Source organism: Pseudomonas sp. BBP2017 (assembly GCF_003024385.1).
Lineage (GTDB): Bacteria > Pseudomonadota > Gammaproteobacteria > Pseudomonadales > Pseudomonadaceae > Aquipseudomonas.
Map to the genome: position 1 here is coordinate 80,315 of NZ_PVZN01000009.1, position 24,998 is coordinate 105,312.

At 62.8% G+C, this 24,998-nt stretch carries 21 protein-coding genes; 6 read left to right on the forward strand and 15 right to left on the reverse strand.

Translation table 11 applies throughout. From position 1 onward, the window contains the following. Positions 1-9 precede the first annotated feature (9 nt). From C6382_RS13275 to C6382_RS13300, 5 genes are all read left to right on the forward strand, one after another. Positions 10-1,614, forward strand: coding sequence for an AAA family ATPase (locus C6382_RS13275; RefSeq protein WP_107024893.1), 1,605 nt, complete (start codon positions 10-12; stop codon positions 1,612-1,614). A gap of 362 nt (positions 1,615-1,976) precedes the next feature. Continuing rightward, positions 1,977-6,422 (forward strand): glutamate synthase large subunit, encoded by a 4,446-nt coding sequence (gene gltB, locus C6382_RS13285; protein ID WP_107024894.1) that lies wholly within the window; start codon positions 1,977-1,979, stop codon positions 6,420-6,422. Between the two features lie 33 nt (positions 6,423-6,455). Further along, positions 6,456-7,874 (forward strand): FAD-dependent oxidoreductase, encoded by a 1,419-nt coding sequence (locus C6382_RS13290; protein WP_107024895.1) that lies wholly within the window; start codon positions 6,456-6,458, stop codon positions 7,872-7,874. 190 nt (positions 7,875-8,064) lie between these two features. Further along, positions 8,065-9,129, forward strand: a complete 1,065-nt coding sequence (gene hemE, locus C6382_RS13295) for a uroporphyrinogen decarboxylase (protein WP_107024896.1) — start codon at positions 8,065-8,067, stop codon at positions 9,127-9,129. A gap of 111 nt (positions 9,130-9,240) precedes the next feature. Beyond that, the gene (locus C6382_RS13300) at positions 9,241-9,588 is read left to right on the forward strand and encodes a YgiW/YdeI family stress tolerance OB fold protein (RefSeq protein WP_107024897.1); all 348 of its coding nucleotides are present in this window, start codon (positions 9,241-9,243) and stop codon (positions 9,586-9,588) included. 28 nt (positions 9,589-9,616) lie between these two features. Here C6382_RS13300 and C6382_RS13305 read toward each other — a convergent pair whose 3' ends face one another. Further along, positions 9,617-10,846 carry an MFS transporter gene (locus tag C6382_RS13305; protein WP_256589091.1) on the reverse strand — a complete coding sequence of 410 codons (1,230 nt, stop codon included), beginning with the start codon at positions 10,844-10,846 and terminating at the stop codon, positions 9,617-9,619. A 153-nt stretch (positions 10,847-10,999) separates the two neighbouring features. Here C6382_RS13305 and C6382_RS13310 point away from each other — a divergent pair, with 153 nt between their 5' ends. Continuing rightward, positions 11,000-11,905, forward strand: coding sequence for a LysR family transcriptional regulator (locus tag C6382_RS13310; RefSeq protein ID WP_107024899.1), 906 nt, complete (start codon positions 11,000-11,002; stop codon positions 11,903-11,905). Between the two features lie 4 nt (positions 11,906-11,909). Here C6382_RS13310 and C6382_RS13315 read toward each other — a convergent pair whose 3' ends face one another. From C6382_RS13315 to C6382_RS13380, 14 genes are read right to left on the reverse strand one after another with little or no spacing between them, the layout of a single operon-like run. Further along, a complete protein-coding gene (locus C6382_RS13315; protein WP_107024900.1) occupies positions 11,910-13,136 on the reverse strand; it encodes a beta-ketoacyl-ACP synthase in 1,227 nt (408 codons plus the stop codon). Further along, the gene (gene fabG, locus C6382_RS13320; RefSeq protein WP_107024901.1) at positions 13,136-13,864 is read right to left on the reverse strand and encodes a 3-oxoacyl-ACP reductase FabG; all 729 of its coding nucleotides are present in this window, start codon (positions 13,862-13,864) and stop codon (positions 13,136-13,138) included. The genes C6382_RS13315 and fabG overlap by 1 nt, the downstream gene beginning before the upstream one ends. Next, positions 13,857-14,327, reverse strand: coding sequence for a hotdog family protein (locus C6382_RS13325; protein WP_107024902.1), 471 nt, complete (start codon positions 14,325-14,327; stop codon positions 13,857-13,859). Before C6382_RS13325 ends, fabG begins: the two co-directional genes overlap by 8 nt. After that, positions 14,324-15,523: a beta-ketoacyl-[acyl-carrier-protein] synthase family protein gene (locus C6382_RS13330; RefSeq protein WP_107024903.1), complete on the reverse strand. Its 1,200-nt coding sequence runs from the start codon at positions 15,521-15,523 to the stop codon at positions 14,324-14,326. Before C6382_RS13330 ends, C6382_RS13325 begins: the two co-directional genes overlap by 4 nt. After that, positions 15,520-16,005 carry a hypothetical protein gene (locus C6382_RS13335; protein ID WP_107024904.1) on the reverse strand — a complete coding sequence of 162 codons (486 nt, stop codon included), beginning with the start codon at positions 16,003-16,005 and terminating at the stop codon, positions 15,520-15,522. Before C6382_RS13335 ends, C6382_RS13330 begins: the two co-directional genes overlap by 4 nt. Next, positions 16,002-18,317 carry an MMPL family transporter gene (locus C6382_RS13340; protein WP_107024905.1) on the reverse strand — a complete coding sequence of 772 codons (2,316 nt, stop codon included), beginning with the start codon at positions 18,315-18,317 and terminating at the stop codon, positions 16,002-16,004. The genes C6382_RS13335 and C6382_RS13340 overlap by 4 nt, the downstream gene beginning before the upstream one ends. Continuing rightward, the gene (locus C6382_RS13345) at positions 18,307-18,915 is read right to left on the reverse strand and encodes an outer membrane lipoprotein carrier protein LolA (RefSeq protein ID WP_107024906.1); all 609 of its coding nucleotides are present in this window, start codon (positions 18,913-18,915) and stop codon (positions 18,307-18,309) included. Before C6382_RS13345 ends, C6382_RS13340 begins: the two co-directional genes overlap by 11 nt. After that, the gene (locus tag C6382_RS13350; protein WP_107024907.1) at positions 18,912-19,337 is read right to left on the reverse strand and encodes a thioesterase family protein; all 426 of its coding nucleotides are present in this window, start codon (positions 19,335-19,337) and stop codon (positions 18,912-18,914) included. Before C6382_RS13350 ends, C6382_RS13345 begins: the two co-directional genes overlap by 4 nt. Continuing rightward, positions 19,327-20,874, reverse strand: a complete 1,548-nt coding sequence (gene hutH, locus C6382_RS13355; protein WP_107024908.1) for a histidine ammonia-lyase — start codon at positions 20,872-20,874, stop codon at positions 19,327-19,329. The genes C6382_RS13350 and hutH overlap by 11 nt, the downstream gene beginning before the upstream one ends. After that, complete coding sequence (locus tag C6382_RS13360; protein WP_107024909.1) at positions 20,855-21,793, reverse strand: glycosyl transferase; 939 nt, start codon at positions 21,791-21,793, stop codon at positions 20,855-20,857. The genes hutH and C6382_RS13360 overlap by 20 nt, the downstream gene beginning before the upstream one ends. Then, positions 21,790-22,524, reverse strand: a complete 735-nt coding sequence (locus tag C6382_RS13365) for a glycosyltransferase family 2 protein (RefSeq protein WP_107024910.1) — start codon at positions 22,522-22,524, stop codon at positions 21,790-21,792. Before C6382_RS13365 ends, C6382_RS13360 begins: the two co-directional genes overlap by 4 nt. After that, on the reverse strand, positions 22,517-24,196 hold the full coding sequence (locus C6382_RS13370; RefSeq protein WP_107024911.1) for an acyl-CoA synthetase family protein: 1,680 nt from the start codon (positions 24,194-24,196) through the stop codon (positions 22,517-22,519). The genes C6382_RS13365 and C6382_RS13370 overlap by 8 nt, the downstream gene beginning before the upstream one ends. Next, positions 24,193-24,738: a hypothetical protein gene (locus C6382_RS13375; RefSeq protein ID WP_107024912.1), complete on the reverse strand. Its 546-nt coding sequence runs from the start codon at positions 24,736-24,738 to the stop codon at positions 24,193-24,195. Before C6382_RS13375 ends, C6382_RS13370 begins: the two co-directional genes overlap by 4 nt. Beyond that, positions 24,735-24,989 carry an acyl carrier protein gene (locus C6382_RS13380; protein WP_107024913.1) on the reverse strand — a complete coding sequence of 85 codons (255 nt, stop codon included), beginning with the start codon at positions 24,987-24,989 and terminating at the stop codon, positions 24,735-24,737. Before C6382_RS13380 ends, C6382_RS13375 begins: the two co-directional genes overlap by 4 nt. Positions 24,990-24,998: the final 9 nt, after the last annotated feature.

A 24,998-nucleotide genomic window follows, 5' to 3' on the forward strand; every position in this document is an offset into this window, starting at 1 on the left:
GAGCGTCCGATGACTAGTTTGCATGCCGACGAGGCCTTTCTCGGCCATTACCAGCTGAACCACGACCCTTTCGCTGCACGGGTGCCTGGTTTCAAATTCTTCCCGGCCCAGCGCAAGCCGGTGCTTGGCCAACTGCACCATCTGGCTCGTTACAGCCAGCTGCTGCTGGTGGTGACCGGCCCCCAAGGCAGCGGCAAGACCCTGCTGCGCCAAGCCCTGGTTGCCAGCACCAACAAGCAGTCGGTGCAAAGCGTGGTGGTTTCCGCGCGCGGCGCCAGCGATGCCGCCAGCGTTCTCGCTCAGGTCGCCCAGGCCCTGGGTGTTGCCCAGCCTGAGGTCCCCGAGCTGCTTGCCCAGGTGGTGCAACTGGCGTTGACCGGGCAGGAAGTCTACCTGTTGGTGGACGATGCGGAACAACTCGACGAGTCGGCACTCCAAGCCTTGCTGGAACTGGCGGCGGGCACTCCGGAAGGGCGTCCGCACGTGTTCCTGTTCGGCGAACCGTCACTGATCGCCGGGCTGGAAGAGCTCAATGCCGACCTGGAGCGTTTCCACGTCATTGAACTTGCGCCCTACAGCGAAGAAGAAACCCGGGAATACCTCGAGCAGCGCCTGGAAGGCGCCGGACGAGGGATCGAGGTGTTCACCAGTGAACAGATTGTCGATATTCACCAACACTCGGATGGCTGGCCTGGGGCAATCAACCAGGTCGCCCGCGATACCTTGATCGAAGCCATGATCGCCAGCCGGACCACGGCCAAGCGACCATCAATGGGGTTCAATATGCCTAAAAAACACGTGCTGGCGTTGTCTGCTGTCGTTGTGGTCGCCGTTGCCGCGGCGGTGCTGATGCCGAAGAAAGGCGATCAGGCGCCAACCGCGCCTGCTGAGCAAGCACAATTGCCACTGGGCCAGGGCCAGCCAGGTAATGCACAGTCGAACAATGGCGGCCCGGCGATTGAGTTCGCCGGTAACTCGCAACCCATGCCACTGCCGTTGGTAGGTCAGTCGCAGCCGGTGATGCGCGGCCCGCTGGCCGAGTCCACAGGTATGGGGGATGGCGAAGAAGGTGGTCCGGCCGGTGATACCGCACTGCAGCCGCCAACTGTCACCACCATTGCTCCGCCAGCTGGCGTTGTCGCCGGCCCTGCACCTGCTCCGGCACAGCCGGTCGCCCAGGCGCAACCTGTCGCGCCAGCGCCGCAACCGGTTGCGCCTGTTGTCAGCAAGCCGGTTGCACCTGCAGTCAAGCCTGCACCTACTCAGGTTGCAGCGGCCAAGCCAGCGCCAAAACCTGCCGAGAAGCCGGCCGCCAAGCCGGCCGCAGGTGGCAGCTGGTACGCCGGGCAGAAGCCGGGCAACTATGTCGTGCAAATCCTCGGTACCAGCTCCGAAGCGTCTGCCCAGGCTTACGTGAAGGCCCAGGGTGGCGACTATCGCTACTTCAAGAAAAACCTGCAGGGCAAGCCGTTGTACGTGATTACTTACGGCAGCTTCGCCAGCCGTGATGCGGCCCTGGCTGCAATCAAAGCCTTGCCAGCCAAGGTCCAGGCTGGTAAACCTTGGCCTCGTAGCGTCGCCAGCGTCCAACAAGAACTGGCCGCGACCCGCTGATATAGCCTGGTGGCACTACCCCCGCCACCTGCTGAGCGACTCCTGAATTACGGTCAAGCCTGCTGCGTAAAACGCGGCAGGCTTTTCTGTCCAAGACTGCCGGCCACAAGCCTATCTTGCAGTCCAGGCTGAAACGCTTCAGACTCAAGCCATGCCGTACCACGGCGCACGCTTAAAAACATTCAAAAATGCGACATGGACTTACGACTATTCGTCGTAAATTTGTGGGCTTCCTTGTCGCTGTGCAACAATGGCTCCTCTATTGCCCCCGCAAAGCTGGCATTCGTTCGGCGTGGATGGTAAGTGGTTGTATTAAAAAGAGATTTGCCTTGGTGAGAGGCGAACCTGGTGAGAAAGTGTCTATGAAAACAGGTCTGTACCATCCCGAAGAATTCAAGGATAACTGTGGTTTCGGCCTGATCGCCCATATGACGGGTGAACCCAGCCACCACCTTCTGCAAACAGCCATGCAGGCGTTGACCTGCATGACCCACCGCGGTGGTATCAACGCTGACGGCAAGACCGGCGACGGTTGCGGTCTGTTGATGCAAAAACCCGATCAGTTCCTGCGCGCAGTGGCCCTGGAACAGTTCGGCACCGAGCTGCCCAAGCAGTACGCGGTTGGCATGGTGTTCTTCAATCAGGACACCACCAAGGCAGAAGCTGCCCGCGAAAACATGAACCGCGAGATCCTCGCCGCTGGCCTGCAGTTGGTCGGCTGGCGCAAGGTGCCGATCGACACCAGCGTCCTCGGCCGCCTGGCCCTGGAGCGCCTGCCGCAGATCGAGCAGGTGTTCGTCGGCGGCGAAGGCCTGAGCGATCAGGAATTCGCGATCAAGCTGTTCAGCGCCCGTCGTCGTTCGTCCGTGGCCAACGCCGCCGACAGCGACCACTACATCTGCAGCTTTTCGCACAAGACCATTATCTATAAGGGCCTGATGATGCCGGCGGACCTTGCCGCCTTCTATCCGGACCTAGGTGACGAGCGCCTGCAGACCGCCATTTGCGTGTTCCACCAGCGCTTCTCCACCAACACCCTGCCGAAATGGCCGCTGGCGCAGCCATTCCGCTTCCTCGCCCACAACGGCGAGATCAACACCATTACCGGTAACCGCAACTGGGCCCAGGCCCGTCGCACCAAGTTCGCCAACGACCTGATCCCGGACCTGGAAGAGCTCGGCCCGCTGGTCAACCGCGTCGGCTCCGACTCTTCGAGCATGGACAACATGCTCGAGTTGATGGTCACTGGCGGCATCGACCTGTTTCGTGGTGTGCGCATGATCATTCCGCCAGCGTGGCAGAACGTCGAGACCATGGACGCCGACCTGCGCGCCTTCTACGAATACAACTCCATGCACATGGAGGCGTGGGACGGTCCGGCTGGTGTGGTACTGACCGAAGGTCGCCACGCGGTCTGCCTGCTCGACCGTAACGGCCTGCGTCCGGCGCGCTGGGTCACCACCAAGAACGGCTACATCACCCTGGCGTCGGAAATCGGCGTGTGGGACTACAAGCCTGAAGACGTCATCGCCAAGGGCCGTGTCGGCCCGGGCCAGATCTTCGCGGTGGACACCGAGACCGGGCAGATCCTCGACACCGACGCCATCGACAACCGTCTGAAGTCGCGTCACCCGTACAAGCGCTGGCTGCGTCAGAATGCCTTGCGCATCCAGGCCGACCTCAGCGACGACCAGGGCGTGGCCAGCTATGACGCTGACCAGCTCAAGCAATACATGAAGATGTTCCAGGTCACCTTCGAAGAGCGTGACCAAGTCTTGCGTCCGCTCGGCGAACAAGGCCAGGAAGCGGTCGGTTCGATGGGCGATGACACGCCGATGGCGATCCTCTCCCAGCGCGTGCGTTCGACCTATGACTACTTCCGCCAGCAGTTCGCCCAGGTCACCAACCCGCCGATCGACCCGCTGCGTGAAGCGATCGTCATGTCGCTGGAGATCTGCCTGGGTGCTGAGCGCAACATCTTCCAGGAGTCCCCTGAGCACGCCTCGCGGGTCATCCTCAGCTCGCCGGTGATTTCGCCAGCCAAGTGGCGCTCGCTGATGAACCTCGACCGCCCAGGTTTCGAGCGTCAGCTGATCGACCTCAACTACGAAGAAGGCGTCGGCCTGGAAGCTGCGGTGCGCAACATCGCCGACCAGGCCGAAGAAGCCGTGCGCAGCGGCAAGACCCAGCTGGTGCTGAGCGACCGTCATATCGCTCCGGGCAAACTGCCGGTGCATGCCTCACTGGCCGTGGGTGCCGTGCACCACCGCCTGACCGAACTGGGCCTGCGTTGTGACAGCAACATTCTGGTCGAGACCGCCACTGCCCGCGATCCGCATCACTTCGCCGTGCTGATCGGTTTCGGTGCTTCGGCGGTGTATCCGTACCTGGCCTACGAAGTGCTGGCCGACCTGATCCGCACCGGTGAAGTGCTCGGTGACCTGGAAGAAGTCTTCAAGTACTACCGCAAGGGCATCTCCAAGGGCCTGCTGAAGATTCTTTCGAAGATGGGCATCTCGACCATTGGTTCCTACCGTGGTGCGCAGCTGTTTGAAGCTGTCGGGCTGTCCGAGGAAGTCGTCGAACTGAGTTTCCGTGGTGTTGCCAGCCGCCTGAAAGGCGCGCGCTTTGTCGACATCGAGAACGAGCAGAAGCTGCTCGCCGCCGAAGCCTGGAGCGCGCGCAAGCCGATCCAGCAGGGCGGTTTGCTGAAGTTCGTCCACGGTGGCGAGTACCACGCTTACAACCCGGATGTGGTCAACACCCTGCAGGCCGCTGTGCAGCAGGGCGACTACGCCAAGTTCAAGGAGTACACCACGCTGGTCGACCAGCGTCCGGTATCGATGATCCGCGACCTGCTCAAGGTCAAGGTTGCCGATCAGCCGCTGGCGCTGGAGGAAGTCGAGCCGCTGGAGGCCATCCTCAAGCGTTTCGACTCTGCCGGTATCTCCCTCGGCGCACTGTCGCCGGAGGCGCATGAGGCCCTGGCCGAAGCGATGAACCGCCTGGGTGCGCGTTCCAACTCCGGTGAGGGCGGCGAAGACCCGGCCCGTTACGGCACCATCAAGAGTTCGAAGATCAAGCAGGTGGCCACCGGTCGTTTCGGCGTAACCCCTGAGTACCTGGTCAACGCCGAAGTGCTGCAGATCAAGGTTGCCCAGGGCGCCAAGCCCGGTGAGGGTGGCCAGCTGCCGGGTGGCAAGGTCAACGGCCTGATCGCCAAGCTGCGCTATGCCGTGCCTGGCGTAACCCTGATCTCGCCACCGCCGCACCATGACATCTACTCGATCGAAGACCTGTCGCAGCTGATTTTCGACCTCAAGCAGGTCAACCCGCAGGCGCTGGTTTCGGTCAAGCTGGTGGCGGAAGCGGGCGTCGGCACCATCGCCGCCGGTGTGGCCAAGGCCTATGCCGACCTGATCACCATCTCCGGTTACGACGGTGGTACCGGTGCTTCGCCGCTGACCTCGATCAAGTACGCCGGTGCCCCGTGGGAACTGGGCTTGGCTGAAACCCATCAGACCCTGCGCGGCAACGACCTGCGCGGCAAGGTCCGGGTACAAACCGATGGTGGCCTGAAAACCGGCCTCGACGTGATCAAGGCAGCCATCCTCGGCGCCGAGAGCTTCGGCTTCGGCACCGCGCCAATGATCGCCCTGGGCTGCAAATACCTGCGCATCTGTCACCTGAACAACTGCGCCACCGGCGTCGCCACCCAGAACGACAAGCTGCGCAAGGACCACTACATCGGCACCGTCGACATGGTGGTGAACTTCTTCACCTACGTGGCTGAAGAAACCCGTGAGTGGCTGGCCAAGCTCGGCGTGCGCAGCCTCGGCGAGCTGATCGGGCGTACCGACCTGCTGGAAATGCTCCCCGGCGAAACCGAGAAGCAGAAGCACCTTGACCTCAGCCCGCTGCTGGGCAGCCCGCATGTACCGGCAGACAAGCCGCAGTTCTGCGAAGTCGACCGCAACCCGCCGTTCGACAAGGGCGTGCTGGCCGAGAAGATGGTCGACATGGCCCTGCCGGCCATTCGTGACCTGTCTGGCGCCGAGTTCAACCTGGACATCTGTAACTGCGACCGTTCCATCGGCGCCCGGATTTCCGGCGAGATCGCACGTCTGCACGGCAACCAGGGCATGGCCAAGGCACCGATCACCTTCCGCTTCAAAGGCACTGCCGGGCAGAGCTTTGGTGTGTGGAACGCCGGTGGTCTGAACATGTACCTCGAAGGTGATGCCAACGACTACGTCGGTAAAGGCATGACCGGTGGCAAGCTGGTGATCGTGCCGCCTGCGGGCAGCCCGTTCGCCACCCAGCACAGTGCCATTGTCGGCAACACCTGCCTGTATGGCGCCACCGGCGGCAAGCTGTTCGCCGCCGGCACCGCAGGCGAGCGTTTTGCCGTGCGTAACTCCGGTGCCCACGCGATTGTCGAGGGTACAGGCGATCACTGCTGTGAATACATGACCGGTGGTTTTGTCTGCGTGCTGGGCAAAACCGGCTACAACTTCGGCTCTGGCATGACCGGCGGTTTCGCCTACGTGCTGGACATGGACAACAGCTTCGTCGACAAGCTCAACCATGAACTGGTGGAAATCCAGCGCATCAGTGGCGAAGCGATGGAGGCTTATCGCAGCCACCTGTCGCGGGTCCTGGCTGAGTACGTCGAAGAAACCGGCAGCGAATGGGGGCGTGAGCTCTGGGAAAACCTGGACGACTACGTGCGGCGCTTCTGGCTGGTCAAGCCGAAGGCGGCAAACCTGAAGAACCTGCTGTCCAGCACCCGTGCCAACCCGCAGTGATATGCGCCTGAAGAGTTTGATGAGGTTTTGAACATGGCTGAACGTCTGAGTAATGACTTCCAGTTCATCGAGGTCGGGCGCAAGGATCCGAAGAAGAAACTGTTGCGTCAACGCAAGAAAGAATTCGTGGAAATCTACGAGCCCTTCAAACCCCAGCAGTCGGCCGAGCAGGCCCACCGCTGCCTGGGCTGTGGCAACCCGTACTGCGAGTGGAAGTGCCCGGTGCACAACTTCATCCCCAACTGGTTGAAGCTGGTCTCCGAAGGCAACATCCTCGCTGCCGCGGAGCTGTCGCACCAGACCAACACCTTGCCGGAAGTCTGCGGCCGGGTGTGCCCGCAGGATCGTCTGTGCGAGGGTGCCTGCACCCTCAACGACGGCTTCGGCGCGGTGACCATCGGTTCGGTGGAGAAGTACATCACCGACACCGCCTTCGCCATGGGCTGGCGCCCGGACATGTCCAAGGTCAAGCCGACCGGCAAGCGTGTCGCCATCATCGGCGCCGGTCCGGCCGGCCTTGGCTGCGCCGACGTGCTGGTGCGCGGCGGCGTGACCCCGGTGGTGTTCGACCGCAACCCGGAAATCGGTGGTCTGCTGACCTTCGGTATCCCCGAGTTCAAGCTGGAAAAGACCGTGCTGAGCAATCGCCGCGAAGTCTTCACTGGCATGGGTATCGAGTTCCGTCTCAATACCGAGGTGGGCAAGGACATCAGCATGGAACAACTGCTCGAGGAGTTCGATGCAGTGTTCATGGGCATGGGCACCTACACCTACATGAAGGGCGGCTTCCCGGGTGAAGACCTGCCTGGCGTGCACGATGCCCTGGATTTCCTGGTGGCCAACGTCAACCGCAACCTGGGCTTTGAAAAGTCGCCGGAAGACTTCGTCGACATGAAGGGCAAGAAGGTCGTGGTGCTCGGTGGTGGCGACACGGCGATGGACTGCAACCGCACCTCCATTCGGCAGGGCGCGAAGGCAGTGACCTGTGCCTACCGTCGTGATGAAGCGAACATGCCTGGCTCGCGCAAAGAGGTGAAGAACGCCAAGGAAGAAGGCGTGAAGTTCCTCTACAACCGCCAGCCGATTGCGATTGTCGGTGAAGACAAGGTCGAAGGTGTGAAGGTGGTCGAGACCCGTCTCGGCGAGCCGGATGCCCGTGGCCGCCGCAGCCCTGAGCCGATCCCGGGCTCCGAAGAGATCATCCCGGCTGACGCCGTGGTCATCGCTTTCGGTTTCCGTCCGAGCCCGGCGCCGTGGTTTGAGCAGTTCAGCATCCAGACCGACAGCCAGGGTCGCGTTGTGGCACCGGAGAAAGGCTCGTTCAAGCACCAGACCAGCAACCCGAAGATCTTCGCCGGTGGCGACATGGTCCGGGGTTCTGACCTGGTGGTGACGGCGATCTTTGAAGGGCGTAATGCGGCTGAAGGGATTCTGGATTACCTGGAGGTCTGACAAGCCTTTTCGCGGGGCAAGCCCGCTCCCACAGGAGATTCGACAAACCCTGTGGGAGCGGGCTTGCCCCGCGATAAATTCAACAAATCTATTGATCTGTCACAAGTCGATAGACAAAAGGCACGGTACTTACCGTGCCTTTTCCGTTGGTGTCTGAGAAAATGCCCGCACTTTTTTTCCGGATGCCGACATGACTGCCTTGAAGAACGATCGTTTTCTGCGCGCCCTGCTCAAGCAACCCGTAGACGTCACCCCGGTGTGGATGATGCGCCAGGCCGGCCGCTACCTGCCGGAGTACCGTGCCAGCCGCGCCAAGGCCGGTGACTTCATGAGCCTGTGCATGAACCCGCAGTTCGCCTGCGAGGTCACCCTGCAGCCGCTGGACCGCTACCCGCTGGACGCCGCGATCCTGTTCTCCGATATCCTCACCATCCCCGACGCCATGGGCCAGGGCCTGTACTTCGAAACCGGCGAAGGCCCGCGTTTCAAGAAGGTCATCAGCACCCTGGCCGACATCGAAGCGCTGCCGATCCCTGATCCGCAGAAAGACCTCGGCTACGTGATGGACGCGGTCAGCACCATCCGCCGCGAGCTCAACGGCCGTGTGCCGCTGATCGGTTTCTCCGGCAGCCCGTGGACCCTGGCCACCTATATGGTCGAAGGCGGCTCGTCGAAAGACTTCCGCAAGACCAAAGCCATGCTCTACGACAACCCGCAGGCCATGCACCTGCTGCTCGACAAGCTGGCGCAGTCGGTCATCAGCTACCTCAACGGCCAGATCCTGGCCGGTGCGCAAGCGGTGCAGATCTTCGACACCTGGGGTGGCAACCTGTCGGCGGCGGCCTATCAGGAGTTCTCCCTGGCCTACATGCGCAAGATCGTCAGCGGTCTGATTCGCGAGCATGAAGGTCGCAAGGTACCGGTCATCCTGTTCACCAAGAATGGTGGCCTGTGGTTGGAAAGCATCGCCGACGCTGGCGCCGACGCGCTGGGCCTGGACTGGACCTGCGACATCGGCGAAGCCCGCCAGCGTGTCGGCAGCAAGGTCGCTCTGCAGGGCAACATGGACCCGACCGTGCTCTACGCCAAGCCAGAAGCCATCCGTGCCGAAGTCGGACGCATCCTGGCCAGCTACGGCCATGGCAGCGGCCATGTGTTCAACCTTGGCCACGGCATTACCCCTGAAGTCGATCCGGAGCATGCGGGCGCGTTTATCCACGCCGTGCATGAGTTGTCGGCGCAGTACCACCAGTAAGCTCTGCTGCAGCACAAAACGCCCGGCCAATGCCGGGCGTTTTGCTATTAAGTTTCAGTTCAGCCTGCCTGGGTAATCTGTGCTCATCGAAACCCAGACAGGATCTTCCTCATGAAAACCCGCTACCTCGCTCTGCTGCTTGCCCCGCTGTTCAGCACCGCCGCCCTGGCCGCCGGCTACACCGGTCCAGGCGCCCAGCCAGTGACCACCGTTGCCGCTGCCAATGACGCCGCTGACGACACTGCGGTGGTGTTGCAGGGTTTCGTTGTCAAGAAGCTGAACAACGATGACAAGTTCGAGTTCAAGGACACCACGGGCACCATCACCGTCGAAATCGACAAGGAAGACATGCCGCCAGTGGCCTTCAACGACAAGACCAAGGTCAAGCTGACCGGTGAAGTCGAGAAGCACTTGATGAGCCGTGAAGTGGATGTGGATCTGGTTGAAGTGATCAACTGAGCTAGGGGGCCGCACAGCGGCCCCTTTTTCAGCTTTTAGCTGGCAACTTGCTGAGGCGCAACGCCACCAGCAACGCCACCACCAGCAAACTGCCAATGAACAGCCCGATCCCGTTCCAGCCGCCCTGGTGCCAGAACACCCCACCGGCCGTCCCGGCCACACTCGATCCTGCGTAGTAACTGAACAGGTACAATGATGACGCCTGGCCTTTGGCTTTGGTCGCCCGCCGTCCAATCCAGCTGCTGGCCACCGAGTGCGCGCCAAAGAAGCCGAAGGTGAACACCAGCATGCCGACGATCACCAGCAGCAAGGGACTGAACAGGGTCAGCAGCAGGCCGCTGAACATCAGCACGATAGTGCCCCAGAACACCTTGCGCCGCCCCAGTTTGTCGGCCAGGGCGCCAATCTGCGCCGAGCTGTAGATACCCGACAGGTACACCACCGACAGCAAACCGACCAGCGCCTGGCTCATGTGGTACGGTTCGGCCAGCAGGCGATAGCCAATGTAGTTGAACAGGGTGACGAAGGCTCCCATCAGCAGGAAGGCCTCGAGGAACAGCCACGGCAACCCGGCATCGCGAAACTGCAGGGTAAAGCCTTCCACCAGGCTGCGCGGATGCAGCGAGCGTGGGCGGAAGTTGCGCGACTCGGGGAGAACCTTGCAGAACACCAGCGCAGCGATCAGGGCCAGGCTGCCAATCACCAGCAATGCTGTGTGCCAGCTGACGAAATCGATCAGTACCCCGGTGATCAGGCGACCGCTCATGCCGCCAATGGCGTTGCCACCGATGTACAAGCCCATGGCCAAGCCAATGTGCTGCGGGTGGATCTCTTCACTCAGATAGGTCATCGCAACTGCCGCCAACCCACTCAGTGACAGACCCAGCAGTGCGCGGGTCAACAGCACGCCGTGCCAGCTGGGCATCAGCGCACTGACGAGGGTGCACAGGGCCGCACAGAACAGCGCAAACACCATCACCGGCTTGCGCCCGATGCGGTCAGAGATGGGCCCGGTGATCAGCAGGCCCACCGCCAGCATGGCGGTCGACACGGAGAGGATCAGGCTGCTTTGCGCGGCGCTGATGGAAAACTCCTGAGACAGCAGCGGCATCATCGGTTGCACGCAGTAGAGCAAGGCAAAGGTGGCAAATCCGCCGCAGAACAGCGCCAGTACGGTGCGCAAAAAGGCTGGAGTGCCTTTTTCGATCCAGCGTTCGTTCAGGGTTGCGACAGTTTCGTCGAGGGGCGCGTGGGGCAGTTCGTGGGCGTGTGGAGCAACGGCAGTCTTCACGGGTGACCTCGGGGGCGCTACGGCCAGTCAGGCAGTGAAAAAAGCATATAGCTGGCTAATGATCATTTCCAATATATTGTTCGACCTGTTTAAGAGGTTTTGCGACCTATTGGAGCCTTCATGGAATTACGCCACCTGCGCTACTTCATTGCCGTCGCCGAAGAGCTGCACTTTGGCCGGGCGGCGCAGAACCTGGGGATTTCCCAGCCGCCGCTGAGTCAGCAGATTCAGGCCCTGGAGCAGGAGCTTGGGGCGCGTCTGTTCGAGCGAACCAATCGTCGGGTTGAGCTGAGTGAAGCGGGGCGCCTGTTTCTCGAAGAAGCACGCCTGGTGCTGGCTCAGGTCGACAAGGCCGCCGACGTCGCCCGGCGGGCGCAACTGGGTGAGCTGGGCGAGATGAAAATCGGCTTCACGTCATCGGCACCGTTCAATTCCAGTATCCCCAAGGCTATCTATGCCTTTCGCCAGCGCTTCCCAGCCGTTCACCTTAACCTCAGCGAGATGAGCAGCCAGGCGGTAGCCGATGCCTTGCTCGACGAAACCATAGAGGTCGGTCTGATTCGACCGTTAACGCTGCCCGATAGCCTGGTCGCCACCGAGTTGTTCCGCGAGCCCTTGGTTGCGGTGATCAACGCCACGCATCCACTGGCTGAAGGCAGCGAAGCCGGGTTGCACATGGCGTCGTTGGCTAACGAGCCGTTCGTGTTCTTTCCCCGCAGTTATGGCAGTGGCCTGCACGCACAATTGCTGAGCCTGGCCCGGCAGGCCGGCTTCAGCCCGCACTTTGCCCAGGAGGCCAGCGAAGCGATGACCATCATCGGTCTGGTCTCGGCAGGGTTGGGGGTGTCGGTGTTACCGGCGTCGTTCCAGCGTATGCGCATTGACGGTGTGGTTTACCGGACACTACTTGATCGCGATGCGGTGACCGCCGTGTGGGTGGTACAGCGGCGCCAGTCGCCTTCGGCAATGGCTAGCGCATTCGTGTCGTTACTGGGTGGGAATGCGCTACCTGTCCCGCAGACGTGAGGTCTCACTGCCAGCGGCGGAAAATCAACGAGGTGTTAACTCCGCCAAACGCGAAGTTGTTGTTCATCACGTACTCGTTGTTCAGGTGCCGCCAATCGCCGCATAGGTAATCCAGCTCACCGCATTGTGGGTCGATATTCACCAGGTTGAGCGTGTGCACATAACGGTCGCTGTTCATCATCTCGATACTGAACCAGGACTCCAGCGCCCCACACGCGCCCAGGGTGTGGCCGAGGAAGCTCTTTTGTGAACTGATCGGCATGCGTGGGCCGAACAGGCTGCTGGTGGCCAGGGTTTCGGCGATATCACCCTGTTCGGTAGCGGTGCCATGGCCATTCACGTAACCGATGGCCTCGGGCGCCAAGTGGGCATCCTCCAGGGCCAGCTCCATGGCGCGGCGCATGGTTACTTGCTCCGGGCGGGTGATGTGCTGACCGTCGGCATTGGTACCGAAACCGACGATTTCGGCGTAGATGTGCGCGCCTCGGGCCAGGGCGTGCTCAAGCTCTTCGAGTACCAGCATGCCGCCGCCTTCGCCGATCACCAGGCCATCGCGGCCACGGTCATAAGGGCTTGGCGTGCTCTGTGGTGCATCGTTCTTCAGGCTGGTGGCGTACAACGCATCGAAGACCATCGCTTCGGTCGGACACAGTTCTTCGGCGCCTCCGGCGAGCATCAGCGGCAGGCGGCCGAACTTGATCGCTTCATAGGCGTAGCCGATACCCTGGCTGCCACTGGTACAGGCACTGGAGGTGGGGATCAGGCGCCCGGTCAGGCCGAAGAAGATGCTGATATTCGCCGCTGTGGTGTGCGGCATCATGCGCACGTAGGAGTTGGCGTTCAGGCCTTCGGCAACTGAATTGAGCAGCATGTTGCCAAAGGTTTTCATTTCGTCGGTGCTGCCGGTCGACGAGCCGCAGGCCACGCCCATGCGCCCATCGCGGATCGACGGGTCGCCGAACAGCCCGGCATCGCGCAGGGCGTTCTCGGCCGCCGCCACGGCCAGGCGCGAGACTCGGCCCATACTGCGCAATTGCTTGCGGGTCCAGCTGTCGGGCACCTGAAAGTCATCGATCGGGCCGGCCAAGCGCGTATTGAGCTCCTCGAACCGGTCCCACTCGTGCATTCGCCGGATGCCGCTGCGATGCCTGGAAAAGTGCCCGGCAATGGTCGCCCAGTCGCTGCCCAGGGATGTGATGCCGGCCATACCGGTGACCACCACGCGTTTCATCAGCACAACCCTCCGTTGACTGCCAGCACCTGACGGGTGATGTACGCCGCCTCAGCCGACACCAGGAAATTGACCGCACTGGCGACTTCATCCGGCGTGCCCATGCGTTGCGCCGGGATCATTTTCAGCAAGTCTTCGAGCGGTACATGTTCATCGAGCATGGCGGTGTCGATCAGCCCGGGGGCGACGCAATTGACCGTGATCTTGCGCTTGGCCAGTTCGATTGCCAGGGCCTTGGCGGCGCCGATGACCCCGGCCTTGGAGGCGCTGTAGTTGACCTGGCCTCGGTTGCCGATCATCCCGGAAACCGAGGTAATGCAAACGATCCGGCCTGGCGCACGGCGGCGGATCATCGGCATCATCAGCGGGTGCAGGACGTTGTAGAAACCGTCGAGGTTAGTGCGTAATACCTGGTCCCAATCCTCTTCGCTCAAGGCCGGGAAGGCACCGTCGCGGGTCAGTCCGGCATTGCACACCACACCGTAATAGGCACCATGGGCCTCGACGTCGGCAGTGAGAATAGCCGCACACGCGCCACGATCGGCAACATCGAATTGCAGCACGCGGGCCTGTCGGCCCATAGCCCGGATTTCCTCGGCAACAGCGTCGGCCTCAGTGCGGCCACTACGGCAATGCAGCACCAGGTCGAAACCGGAGCGCGCCAGGCGCAGGGCAATGGCCTGGCCAATACCGCGGCTGGAACCGGTGACCAGAATGGTCTCAGTCATGGGGGGACTCCTCAGGGCCCGCTTCGGCCAGGTAGCTGGCAGCCTGCGGCGGGCTGAATACGTTCAAACGGGCCGTGGCCTGGATGCCCGGGCCGTGCAGATCACATTCGAATACGGCCATGCCGTTGTCATCTTCCAGTGAGGGACGGGCATGGATATGCAGTTCGGCACCGGCGGGAAAATACTCGACATTGCATTCGAACTTGCGCGTACCGAGCAGGAAGCCCAGCGTTACCGGCTTGCCTTGGGTGCGTGCGCGACAGCCGGCAAAAGCCGCAGCGCTCTGGGCCATCAGCTCGATGCCGACCCAGGCCGGCAGGCTGCCGTCGGCGCGATTGAACAACCCGCCCGGGCGAACAGTCAGGCGGGTATGAACCTGGTCCTGGTCAAAGGACTCGACCTGGTCGATCAGGATCATGTCGCCGGCATGGGGCAGCAGTTCAGCCAGGGGCCAGATGGTCATGGGGCGTCTCCGAGAATCAGGCTGACATTGTTGCCACCGAAGGCGAACGAGTTACTCATCAAGCGTCGTGGGCCAGCAGCTGGCAGACGCTGGCTGGCATCGACCAGGTTGAGCGTTGGCAGCTGTGGGTCAATCGCGCCGTCCCAGATGTGCGGTGGCAGTTGTCCATGCCGATTGTGCATCGACAGGCTCAACCAGCAGAACGCCGCTTCCAGCGCACCGGCGGCACCCAGGGTGTGGCCGGTCATGGGTTTGCTCGACGAACAAGCCAACTGGCTGCCGAACAGGGTATGCACAGCCTGGCTCTCCATGGCATCGTTGTGTTGGGTGGCGGTACCGTGCAGGTTCAGGTAGTTGATTTGCGCCGGTTGTAGACCTGCATTGTCCAGCGCCTTGGCCATGGCCTGCAAGGCGCCTTTTCCCTGCGGCTCGGGCGCCGAGATATGGTGCGCATCGGAGCTGGCCCCGGCGCCGAGGAGCGCAACGCTGGTGCCTTCGCGATTCGCTTCGCGGGTCATCAGAAACAGCGCCGCGGCTTCGCCGATGTTGATGCCGTTGCGATTGACCGAGAAGGGGTTGCAGCGTTGCGCGCTGACGGCTTCCAGGGCGCTGAAGCCGTTGAGGGTCAGCTTGCACAGGCTGTCCACGCCTCCACAGATCACCGCATCGCAGACCCCCAGATCGAGTAGCCGGCGGGCGCTCATCAAGGCGCGGGCGCTGGAGGTGCAGGCGGTGGAGATGACGTAGGCCGGGCCGCTCAGTTGCAGCCAGTCGGCGAGGAAGTTGGCCGGCGCACTGAGTTCTTGCTCGCTGTAGTCATAGCTCGCGGGGAACTGCTGCTCGCGCAGGTAATGAGCAATACCGTCGCCTGCTTCTGCAATGCCAGAGGTGCTGGTGCCGAGCACGATGGCCACCCGCTGGTGGCCATGACGGGCAATTGCCGCTTCGATCTGCGGGGCGATCTGCAGGCAGGCTTCATACAGCAACTGATTGTTGCGGCTGTGACGCGACCGCAGCGCCGGCGGCAAGTCGAGCAACGTACCGGGCACCACGGCAACCGGCACGCGGCGCTCTGGAACCCAGCCGAGTTCTTCGCGCATGCCTGAGCAATCGCCGGCAAACAGGCGGCGGGCGACTTCGGCCTGATCGCGCCCCAGGGCGCAAACCAGGCCCAGGGCATTGAGATAAGCGCTCATGGCGTGGTCTCGCTGGGCAGAGGGCTGACTCGATAGCGCAGGCCCTGCTTGAGGTTCAAAGTGAAGTCATCGGCGTGCCGGTAATCGACCCGCCAGCGCTTGCCCAGCCAGCGCTGCTGACCGTGCTGGCGGGCGTCTGGATAGCGTTGCTTGAGCTGCCCGTCGGCTGTCAGGGCGAACAGCACAGCGGCGAACAGCTCGCGCGCCGCCGGGTTGGGTGGCAGGAAACCATCGGCCTGCCACTGACCCTGATTGAGCAATTGTCGGGCCTGGGGAATGCCCAGTAAATCGAGTAACGACCAGCGTAGGCTGGGGCCTTCACGCTGGATCACCAGCAGCCAGTCCTGACGCTGATCGGCCTGTTCGCGCTGGATGTGCAGTTGCATCGGCAGTGGCAACGTCGGCAGCTGTTCGGGCAGCGGCGCCTGAGTGGCACAGGCACTGAGCAGGCACATAGCAACAATCAGCAGCAGGCGATTCATGCCGGTTCCTTGTGCCGGGTGGCAGCCCAGGGCGCGAGGATGAAGCTGAATACCAGTCCCAGGCTCACGGCCAGGCCGAAATTGCTCACCGCAGGCGTGCTCGATACCGCCAGCAGGCCGAACGACAGCCAGGTGGTGGTGGCTGCCAGCAAAGTACCCAGCAGGCTGACGGCGGCGCCGCCGATCTGTTCATGCATGAGGATCGCGTAGTCGACGCTGATGGCCGTAACCAACAATAAACCAAACAGGCTGAACAGGGTCAGCGGCTGTCCCAGCCAGCCGAGGCTGGCTAGGCTGCACAGGGCGGCGAGCAGCGGCAAGGCGACGATACGCAGCGCCCCGCTCATGCCGAAAGGCAGGATCAGCAGCACCACGATCAACGCACAGGACAGCAGTTTCAGCTCGGCGGCGCTGACCTGGGTGGCGGCAAATACCCGGTTCAAGTCGCCGAGACGATCCACCAGTTGCACGCCTTGCAGGTCATTTGCCTGCAGTTGCAAGACGGCCGGATCGTTCAGCCCCTGCAGGCTGACAATGGCAGCCACGCCTTGACCGTCAGTGCCCAGCCATAGCGGGCGCCAGGGCTCGCCCAAGGGGCCGCTGAGGACGCGTTCGATGTCCAGGGCTGGCATTGCCTGCAGTTGGCTCAGCTCAGCTTGCAGTGCGCTGTGCGGGACGCCCATGGCCAGCAAAGGCTGCCAATGCTCGGGCAGTTTGCCCAGCGCATCGCGTAGCTGCCGTTGCTCGAGCGGGCTGGCGAGCAGTTGGCTGAGCGCCATATAGCTTTTGAGTTTGTCCGTTTCGACCAGCTTATCGAGGCGAGTGCCCAAGGTTTGCAGACGCTCAAGCAACTGGCTCTGGTCGTCAGCGCGGACCAGGTAGAACTGGCTGGTGGGCTGGTAGCCGGTAATGCGCGCCACGGCTTGGGCCTCAGCAAGCAGCGGTGGCGAACTGTTGATCCACTGGCGGATGTCATTACGGCTGTCCAGCTGCCACAGGCCGGCGATACAGAACAGCGCCAGCAGGGCGAGCAGAACCGGGCTGGGGATCTTGGCCAACAAGGTGCTGCGCAGGTCCATCAGCCATTGCGCGACCATCAGCGGCCATTGCGCCGGTTGCAATGTCGTGCCCTTGAGCAGTGCGGGCAGCAGGCACACCGCGCAGAGGTAGGCCCCGAACAGGCCGGCAGCGGAGAACACCGCGATCTGGGTCAGCGCCGGGAACGGCGTGAAGGCCAGGGCCAGGTAGCCAATGCAACTGGTGATCAGGCTCAGGCTCAGACCCGGCAGGGTCAGGCGCACGGCGGGCCAGGCGTGCCAGGGGCGCAGGCTCCAGCTTTTCGACAGGTAGTGCAGCGGATAGTCCACGGCCACACCGATCAGGCTGGAGCCCAGCACCAGAGTCATCACATGCATCTGGCCGAACAGGGCAACGCAGGCTGTGGCACCGAACAGCATGCCGACCAGCACCGGGACGAACGCCAGCAGTACGCGCAGGCGCCGAAACGCCAGGAGCAGCAAGAGCAGAATGCCGAGTGTGGCACCGCCGCCGACCCAGGTGATTTCCTCGCTGGCCTGACGCTGGCCGTTGGCGGCGTATAGCAGGCCGCTGGCGGCCAGCAACCGGGCGCCGTCCTGGCTGGCTTGCCGACGGCTATTGTCGAGCAAGTCGGCCACTTGCAGCGGTAGCTGCAAATCGAAGGCGTTGCCCTGAGTACGGGCGCGCAGCAATACCCAGAACTGGCCGTCGGCCTCGGCCAGCAGTGCACCGCTGGCGGTGTCCAGCTGCACTGCGGCCGGGCGTGGCTGACTGTTCTGGATACGTCCGGTCAGGCCCAGCCAATCGTCTTGGCTCGGCACCAGGCTGAAGCCGGAGAAAGGGTCATAGAGGCTTTGTACGCGTTGTTCGACAAAGGCCTGGGGATCGTCGCTCAGCATCTTGCGATCGGCACGCGACAACATTGCCAGACGGCCTTGCAGCAATTGCTCGCGTACTGCCTGCAAGTCGCTCTGCACACTCCACTGAACCTTTTCGAACAAGCCGCTGGCCTGCCATTGCTGGCCCAGATGCTGGGCCAGGGCGATTGCCTGTTCGCGCCGGGGGTGGCCGACCAGCATCAGCATTTCGCGGTTCAACGGTTCCTGCATGCGCTGTTCGGCGCGTTGCACCAGCGGGTCTTGAACAGCACCGGGTACCAGTGTCATCAAGTCGGCCGACAGTGGCGCACCCCGATGCCACTGCCAGCCGGTCAGGGCCAGGACAGCAACCAGCAGTACCAGGAAAAGCCGTGGCAACACGCGCTCACTTGGCAAAGTCGCGGCGCTCCGTATCGCTCAAATGGCTGGCGCTGCTGCTTGAGGGCATGCGCAACACAGTGCTGTCGCCCTGGGTTTCGAGCATCTGGATACGTTCGACAAAGCGTCCACCGTCGATATCGATCTGCTGGAACACTTGCTTGAGCAGCAGCGAGCGCGGTGTCAGGCGTAGCTGCCAATGCTGTGCATCGCCTTGCAGGCTGAGTTCGAAGTCGCGCTGCAAACCGCTGCTGTCACCTTGCAGCACGGCGAAGAACAGGCGGTTTTGCTCGGCACCGGCACCGGCACTGTTGCCTGGCAGCATCTGCCAGCCTCCAGCGTCGCGCCGGGCAATGCCCTGAGCGTCGAGGCGGTAGTCCTGCTTGAGCGGTGTATGCAGCAACCAGAGCAAGCCGTGATCGCGGGCCAGGACGAACTGGCCTTTGCTCACTAACGGCTGCGGCAGGGCGCGCAAGTGTTTTTCCTGAATGAACGGCCCCTTGACCACCGCCGACTCAGCCAGCTGTGTGCTCAGATCGTCCAGGCCAAAGGCCTGAGCCAGGGTATGGGTGAGCATCAGGGCGGCGCACAGCAGGTTGCGCAACAGGGTTTTCATTTCAGCACCTTGGCCACAGCATCGAGCATCACTTGAGGTGAGGCCAATTGCATCTCGCCGCTGGCGATTTCCACCGCTACCTGCACAGAGCTGGCGCGGGTCATGCGTTCGCCGCTGACGGCATCGCTGATCAGGTAGTTGATCTTCAGGCGGTTCTCCCATTCCACCAGGCTGGCGCGCACATTCAGGCGCTGGCCGAAGGTGGCGCCGCGTACGTAGCGCAGTTGCAGGTCGATCACAGGCCAGGCATAGCCCGAGTCGCGCATTTGCAGGTAGTTGTGGTCGAGCCGGTCGAGCAGGGCACAACGCGCCACTTCCAGGTATTTGACGTAGTGGCCGTGCCAGACCACCAGCATGCTGTCGACGTCGAAGAACGGCACCAGGATTTCGCTGTCGACGTGCAGCACGCCCTTACTGCGCATGCAGCCTCCAGTGTTGTTCGCCAATACGTTTCAGACACAACCGCAGATCGCTATCCAGTGCGCGGTCTTCGATGACCGGGGCGAAATCTGCCAGCAGCTCACGGTGCATCGTGGCCAGGGCCGGCGGTAGTGTGCGGGCGTCGGCCGCCTGCCCACGAAGCCAGACGCCCTGATTGGCGGCGAGCAGAGTGGCCGCAGCCACCTGCTCGGTCAGTTCCAGCACGCGCAGGGCATCGCGGGCAGCGATCGTGCCCATGCTGACTTTGTCCTGGTTGTGGCATTCGGTGGAGCGCGAGAACACGCTGGCCGGCATCGTCTGCTTCAGGGCTTCGGCGGTCCAGGCGCTGGCGCCGATCTGCACTGCCTTGAAGCCATGGTTGAGCATCGCCCGTTCGGCACTGGCGCCGGACAAGTTGCTGGGCAGGCCGTGGTTGTAGCGCACGTCCACCAGCAGGGCGAGCTGACGGTCGAGCAGATCGGCGACGTTGGCAACCAGATTCTTCAGACTGTCCATGGCAAAGGCGATGTGCCCGCCGTAGAAGTGCCCACCGTGCAGCACCCGTTCGGCTTCGGCGTCGATGATCGGGTTGTCGTTAGCGCTGTTGAGCTCGGTCTCGATGAAGCTGCGCAGCCAGCCCAGACTGTCGGCCAGCACGCCGAGCACATGGGGCGCGCAGCGTAGCGAGTAGCGGTCCTGCAAGCGGTGCAGAGGCGCGGTCGGCGCGTCGATGGCCAGGTCCTGGCGTAGCCAGGCGGCGACCTGCATCTGCCCCGGGTGTGGCTTGGCCGCGAACAGGCGCTCGTCGAAGTGTTCCGGGTTGCCTTGCAGGGCGACTACGTTCAACGCCGTGATGCGCGTGGCCAGTTTGAGCAGGTAGTCGGCGCGGGCGAAGGCCAGGCAGGCGAGGCCGGTCATTACCGCGGTGCCATTCATCAGCGCCAGGGCTTCCTTGGGCCTTAGCACCAGTGGCTGCCAGCCCAACTCGCGGTGGACCTCGGCGGCGCTGCGGCGTTCGCCGCGGTAGAGGACTTCGCGCTCACCGGACAGGGTGGCGGAGACGTAAGACAATGGCGTCAGGTCGCCGCTGGCACCGACCGAGCCTTCCTCCGGAATCAGCGGCAGGATGTCGTGGGCAAGAAAGGCCTGCAGACGCTCCAGTAACGCTACGCGAACGCCGGATACGCCCTGGCACAGCGACTGCAAGCGCGCGGCCAGCACCGCGCGGGTTGCCGGCGCATCGAGCAGGCGCCCCAGGCCGCAACCATGGAAGGTGTACAGATGCTGCGGCAAGGCCTCGACGTGCTCCAGCGGCACGGCTACCACGCACGAGTCGCCATAGCCGGTGGTGACGCCGTAGATCACCCCCTCCTTGTTCAGCAGGGTGTCGAGAAACTGCGCGCCACGGGCGATGCGCGCACGGTATTCGGCGTCATCCTGCAGGCGGCTTTCGGCCTGGCGGCAGGCCAGGGCCAGGACGTCTTCGATAGCAAGCGGCGACTCGCCGAAGGTTACAGGCTCATGCACAGGCATCGTCATCGGATTTCCAGAAAGGGTAGAAATTGAACCATTGCTGCGGCGCTTGCAGGCAATAGTGCCCCAGGCGTTGGGCATAACGCCCGGCCCAGTCGGCAATCACCTGATCACGCTGACCACGGCGCCATTCGATGGCGGCGGCGAAAGGTTCGAGAATCACCTGATAGCGCCCTTGCTGCTTCAGGCAGAACAGCAAGTTGAGTGGACACTTGAGCAGCCCGGCAAGCAACCACGGGCCTTGGGGAAAGGCCGCCGGGTAGCCGAGAAAGTCTACCTCGACCGTGCGCGCCCCGTGCAGTGGCACGCGATCACCGGCAATCGCCAGCCATTCGCCGCGCTCCAGGCGCTGGCTGAGCTGCAGCATGATCGCCGGGTCCAGCTCGCTGACCTGAATCAGGCGCAGGTTGCTGGCCCCGGCTTCGCCGAGCAGGCGATTGAAGCGTTCGGCATGTTTGGTGTGCACCAGCACGTTCATGGTCACCTGTTCGCCCAGCTCAGCCAGGGCCCGACAAACCTCGAGATTGCCCAGGTGGGCACCCACTAGCATCTGTCCGCGCTCGCCGCGCAACTGCTCGCGTAGCAAGGCCGGGTCGATGATTTCGATCTGCTCCAGGCGCAGCTTGCCGTTCCACACGTCGAGTTTGTCGAGCAGGGCATCGGCGAAGGCCATGAACTGACCGAACACCCGCCAGTGGTTGGGTTGCAAGGCGGGTTCGGCGCTCCACGCGGCCAGACGCTGCTGGTACTGCCAGGCACTGCGCCGGGCCGTGCGGCCAAACAGGAAAAAATACACCACTACGCCATACAGGACCGGGCTCAGCAGCCGTCGTCCGAGCAGCCTGACGCTAACAGCGGTCAGTTTCATCAGCCAGAAGTTGCCACGCTCCTGCTGCTCGGCCCAGTGCCGTTCGCCGCCGCTCATGCCTGCCACCGGCGCCAGAGGATCACCGGCGCGCGCAGCAACATGCCGACGAACAGCTTGGCGTGCATTTTGGAGATCAGGACGTTGTCGTGGACCAGGCGAAAGTGCGACAGGCCATCTGCCGGGTAATGCACCCGGGTTGGCAGCCAGCGCATGGGCTGGTTGCGCCAGGCCAGGCGCACGAGGATTTCCGGGTCGAAGTCCATGCGCTTGCCCAGCTTCACCTTGTCGATCAGCGCCAGGGTCGGGTCCAGGGGATAGACCCGGAATCCGCACATGGAGTCGGGGATCTGCAGGGACAGGCTGTTGATCCACACCCACACATGGGTCAGGTAACGGGCATACAGTCGGCCCTTGGGCACGCTAGCGTCGAACTGTGGATAACCGCAGATCAATGCCTGTGGATGCGCACGCGAGTCTTCGAGAAAACGGCTGACATCGGCCAGGTCATGCTGGCCGTCGGCATCCACCTGCAGGGCATGGCTGAAGCCCAGGCGCGCCGCCTCACGCAATCCGGCCATGACTGCGCCGCCCTTGCCTTGATTGACTGCCAGCTGCAGCAGAAACACCTGCTCCTGCGTGGCCAGTTGGCGCAAGACAGCGGCGCAGGCCGGGCTGCTGGCGTCGTCGACCAGCACGCAGGGCACGCCCACCGCGAGCAACGCACAGACCACTGCCGGTACGGCCAGTTCATGGTTATAGACCGGGATCACCGCACAGGGCTTATGCACTGCGGGCCTCCAGCACAATGCGGCCGCTGGAGCAGGATTCGCCGCCCTTGCTGTAGCTGAAGTAGAGCTTGCCGCGTTCGCTATCGAAACGCAGGTGCAGGGTCAGCAGATCGCCAGGCCGCACTACCCGCTGGAACTTCACCACCTCCATGCCGACAAAGCGTCGCGGACCGTCGAGCAGCGCCTGCCCCAGCTCGATAGCCCAGTCGACTTGAACCACCCCGGGTAGCACCGGGGTTTGTGGGAAATGGCCGCTGAAGTAGGCCAGGTCCGCCGAGACGGCCAGCTGCAGCTGCAGCTCGTCACCTTGCTGTAGCTGGCTGATGACTTCAGGACCTTTGGGGCGCGGAGCCAGTAGCAATGCTTCAATCTCGGCTTGCGGCAGCTTGCCCTGGGTGTTGAACGGCAGTTGGCGCAGCAGGCGCCAGCGTCGGGGCAGGGCCAGGGTTTCACAGTGCTGGCTCAAATGCGTGCGCAAGCCTTCGGTAATCGCACGTCGTCCCTGATTGCGCAAGGCATGCAGCCCCGTCGTAGTCAAAACCAGCAAGGCCCCCAGAGCGGCGCGGTTTTCCTGGATCAGTGCCAGCCGCGTGTCGGCTACCCAGGGGTGTTCGAGCAGGGCTTGTTCCAGCATCGGCAAGGCGATGCGTTTTTCCTCGAGCTTGACGATGCGGTCCAGACGCCCGAGCAGGCGGAAGCGTCCGTCAGCCGCAAGCTCGACGGCATCAGCGCTTTGTTCGATGTGGCCGACTGGCAGATAAGGTGATTCGATGCGTAATGCGCCTGCGGCGTTCTGGCTCAGGCGCACGCCATTGAACGGTTGCCACAAGCTGTCGCCTTGGCGCCAGGCAATGCCTCCGGTTTCGGAACTGCCGAGGATCTCTGTTGGCCATTGCTGCAGGCGTTGTTGTAAGGCCTGTGCTGCGCTGGCGGGTAATGCTCCCCCGGAGGAGAACACCCGGCGTACCTGGCGCAGGCCCGGCCAGTCGAGGTTGTCGCCCATGCGCTTGAGCAGGGCCGGGCTGGCAACCCAGGCGAATGCCGGGTGCTGGCGGCTGGCGCGCTGCAGGTCTTCGGGGAAGGGCAGTTGACGCCGCAGGAACGGGCGCCCGGCGCACAGTGGCCAGAGTATGCGAAACAGCAAGCCGTAGATGTGCTGGGCGGATACGCTGCTGATGATGCAGGCATCACCCAGTTCAGTACCCCATTGTTGTTCCAGTGCCAGTACTTCATTGGCCAGCTGACGAAGGGTTTTGTCGATACGCTTGGGCTCGCCACTGGAGCCGGAGGTGCACAGGCTCAGTTGACTGGTGTCCAGATCCAGGTCGGCGGCGGCCAGGGGCACATCGTACAGTGCCTCCAGTTGATGGTCCTGGGGCAGTTCGCTGATCCACAGGTCGACGTCGTTGTGCCAGCGCAGGCGAGTCTGGGGTTGCAGATTGGCGGGCAGCAGCACCTGCACGCCGGCACGCCAGGCGCCGAGCAATGCTACGGCCAGTAGCGCGGCATCTTCCAGGTACACGGCCAGGCGTGTTACGCCACGGCGCTCAAGGCCTGCAGCCAGTTGCAGGGCTTGAGCGCAGAGCTGCGCATGGTCGAGCGCCGGGTCCAGGGTGACCGGGCGCGGTACATCAACCGGGCGCAAGAGTTGCTCAGGGTTCAGCCACTTCATGAGCGTCCTCGCACACGCTGTCTTATCAACCATTCTGCGGTGAACAACAGGCCCATCAAACCGTAGGCGATCAGTCCGTTGTACAGCGTCCACCAGCTCAAGGGCGCCCAGAGGGTCAGGGCGCAGGCGATCAAACCGTTGGTCAGGAAGAACAGGCACCAGACCTGAGTCACCTGACGGGTGTAGTGGATCGCAGCCTCTGGCAGTTGCGGCTCACGCAGCCGTGCCAGGCGTTCGACCATGGGCGGGCCGAACTTCAGGCTCAAGCCGAACAGGCCGAGCAGGCACGCGTTGATCAGCACCGGGTACCAACGCAGCAGCGTGGGGTTGTCGAGCAGCATCAGCAACACGCAGAAGCTGATGGCCAGCAGCGCGATCCAGTGTCCACCCGGACGACGCGGCTCGCTCAGGACGCGGGCCAGCCACAGACCAGCGAGCAACAGGCCGAATTGCCAGGGGGCGAAATGCGCCATGCCAAAATACACCGCAAACGGGTACAACAGGCCGGCCACGACCAGGCCGAGGCCAATCAGGCGCTTCATGCCGCCGGGCTGACCAGGCGATACACCGCCTCGACCACGTCATTGACGGTGCGCACGGACTTGAAATCTTCGGCGGTGATTTTCTTGCCGGTCTGACGTTTGATGTGATCGAGCAGGTCGACCGCATCGATGCTGTCGATTTCCAGGTCCTGGTACAGGTTCGATTGCAGATTGATGCGCTCAGGCTCCAGTTCGAATAGTTCGACCAGCGCATCGCGCAGGGTGTTGAAGATGTCTTCGCGGGTTTGCATGGTGCAGTC

What these genes read in the sequence shown, in the direction of transcription:
- C6382_RS13275 (WP_107024893.1), top strand. Translation starts at nt 10, where the DNA reads ATGACTAGTTTGCATGCCGACGAGGCCTTTCTCGGCCATTACCAGCTG.
- gltB (WP_107024894.1), top strand. Translation starts at nt 1,977, where the DNA reads ATGAAAACAGGTCTGTACCATCCCGAAGAATTCAAGGATAACTGTGGT.
- C6382_RS13290 (WP_107024895.1), top strand. Translation starts at nt 6,456, where the DNA reads ATGGCTGAACGTCTGAGTAATGACTTCCAGTTCATCGAGGTCGGGCGC.
- hemE (WP_107024896.1), top strand. Translation starts at nt 8,065, where the DNA reads ATGACTGCCTTGAAGAACGATCGTTTTCTGCGCGCCCTGCTCAAGCAA.
- C6382_RS13300 (WP_107024897.1), top strand. Translation starts at nt 9,241, where the DNA reads ATGAAAACCCGCTACCTCGCTCTGCTGCTTGCCCCGCTGTTCAGCACC.
- C6382_RS13310 (WP_107024899.1), top strand. Translation starts at nt 11,000, where the DNA reads ATGGAATTACGCCACCTGCGCTACTTCATTGCCGTCGCCGAAGAGCTG.
- C6382_RS13315 (WP_107024900.1), bottom strand. Translation starts at nt 13,136, where the DNA reads ATGAAACGCGTGGTGGTCACCGGTATGGCCGGCATCACATCCCTGGGC.
- fabG (WP_107024901.1), bottom strand. Translation starts at nt 13,864, where the DNA reads ATGACTGAGACCATTCTGGTCACCGGTTCCAGCCGCGGTATTGGCCAG.
- C6382_RS13325 (WP_107024902.1), bottom strand. Translation starts at nt 14,327, where the DNA reads ATGACCATCTGGCCCCTGGCTGAACTGCTGCCCCATGCCGGCGACATG.
- C6382_RS13330 (WP_107024903.1), bottom strand. Translation starts at nt 15,523, where the DNA reads ATGAGCGCTTATCTCAATGCCCTGGGCCTGGTTTGCGCCCTGGGGCGC.
- C6382_RS13335 (WP_107024904.1), bottom strand. Translation starts at nt 16,005, where the DNA reads ATGAATCGCCTGCTGCTGATTGTTGCTATGTGCCTGCTCAGTGCCTGT.
- C6382_RS13345 (WP_107024906.1), bottom strand. Translation starts at nt 18,915, where the DNA reads ATGAAAACCCTGTTGCGCAACCTGCTGTGCGCCGCCCTGATGCTCACC.
- C6382_RS13350 (WP_107024907.1), bottom strand. Translation starts at nt 19,337, where the DNA reads ATGCGCAGTAAGGGCGTGCTGCACGTCGACAGCGAAATCCTGGTGCCG.
- hutH (WP_107024908.1), bottom strand. Translation starts at nt 20,874, where the DNA reads ATGACGATGCCTGTGCATGAGCCTGTAACCTTCGGCGAGTCGCCGCTT.
- C6382_RS13360 (WP_107024909.1), bottom strand. Translation starts at nt 21,793, where the DNA reads ATGAGCGGCGGCGAACGGCACTGGGCCGAGCAGCAGGAGCGTGGCAAC.
- C6382_RS13370 (WP_107024911.1), bottom strand. Translation starts at nt 24,196, where the DNA reads ATGAAGTGGCTGAACCCTGAGCAACTCTTGCGCCCGGTTGATGTACCG.
- C6382_RS13375 (WP_107024912.1), bottom strand. Translation starts at nt 24,738, where the DNA reads ATGAAGCGCCTGATTGGCCTCGGCCTGGTCGTGGCCGGCCTGTTGTAC.
- C6382_RS13380 (WP_107024913.1), bottom strand. Translation starts at nt 24,989, where the DNA reads ATGCAAACCCGCGAAGACATCTTCAACACCCTGCGCGATGCGCTGGTC.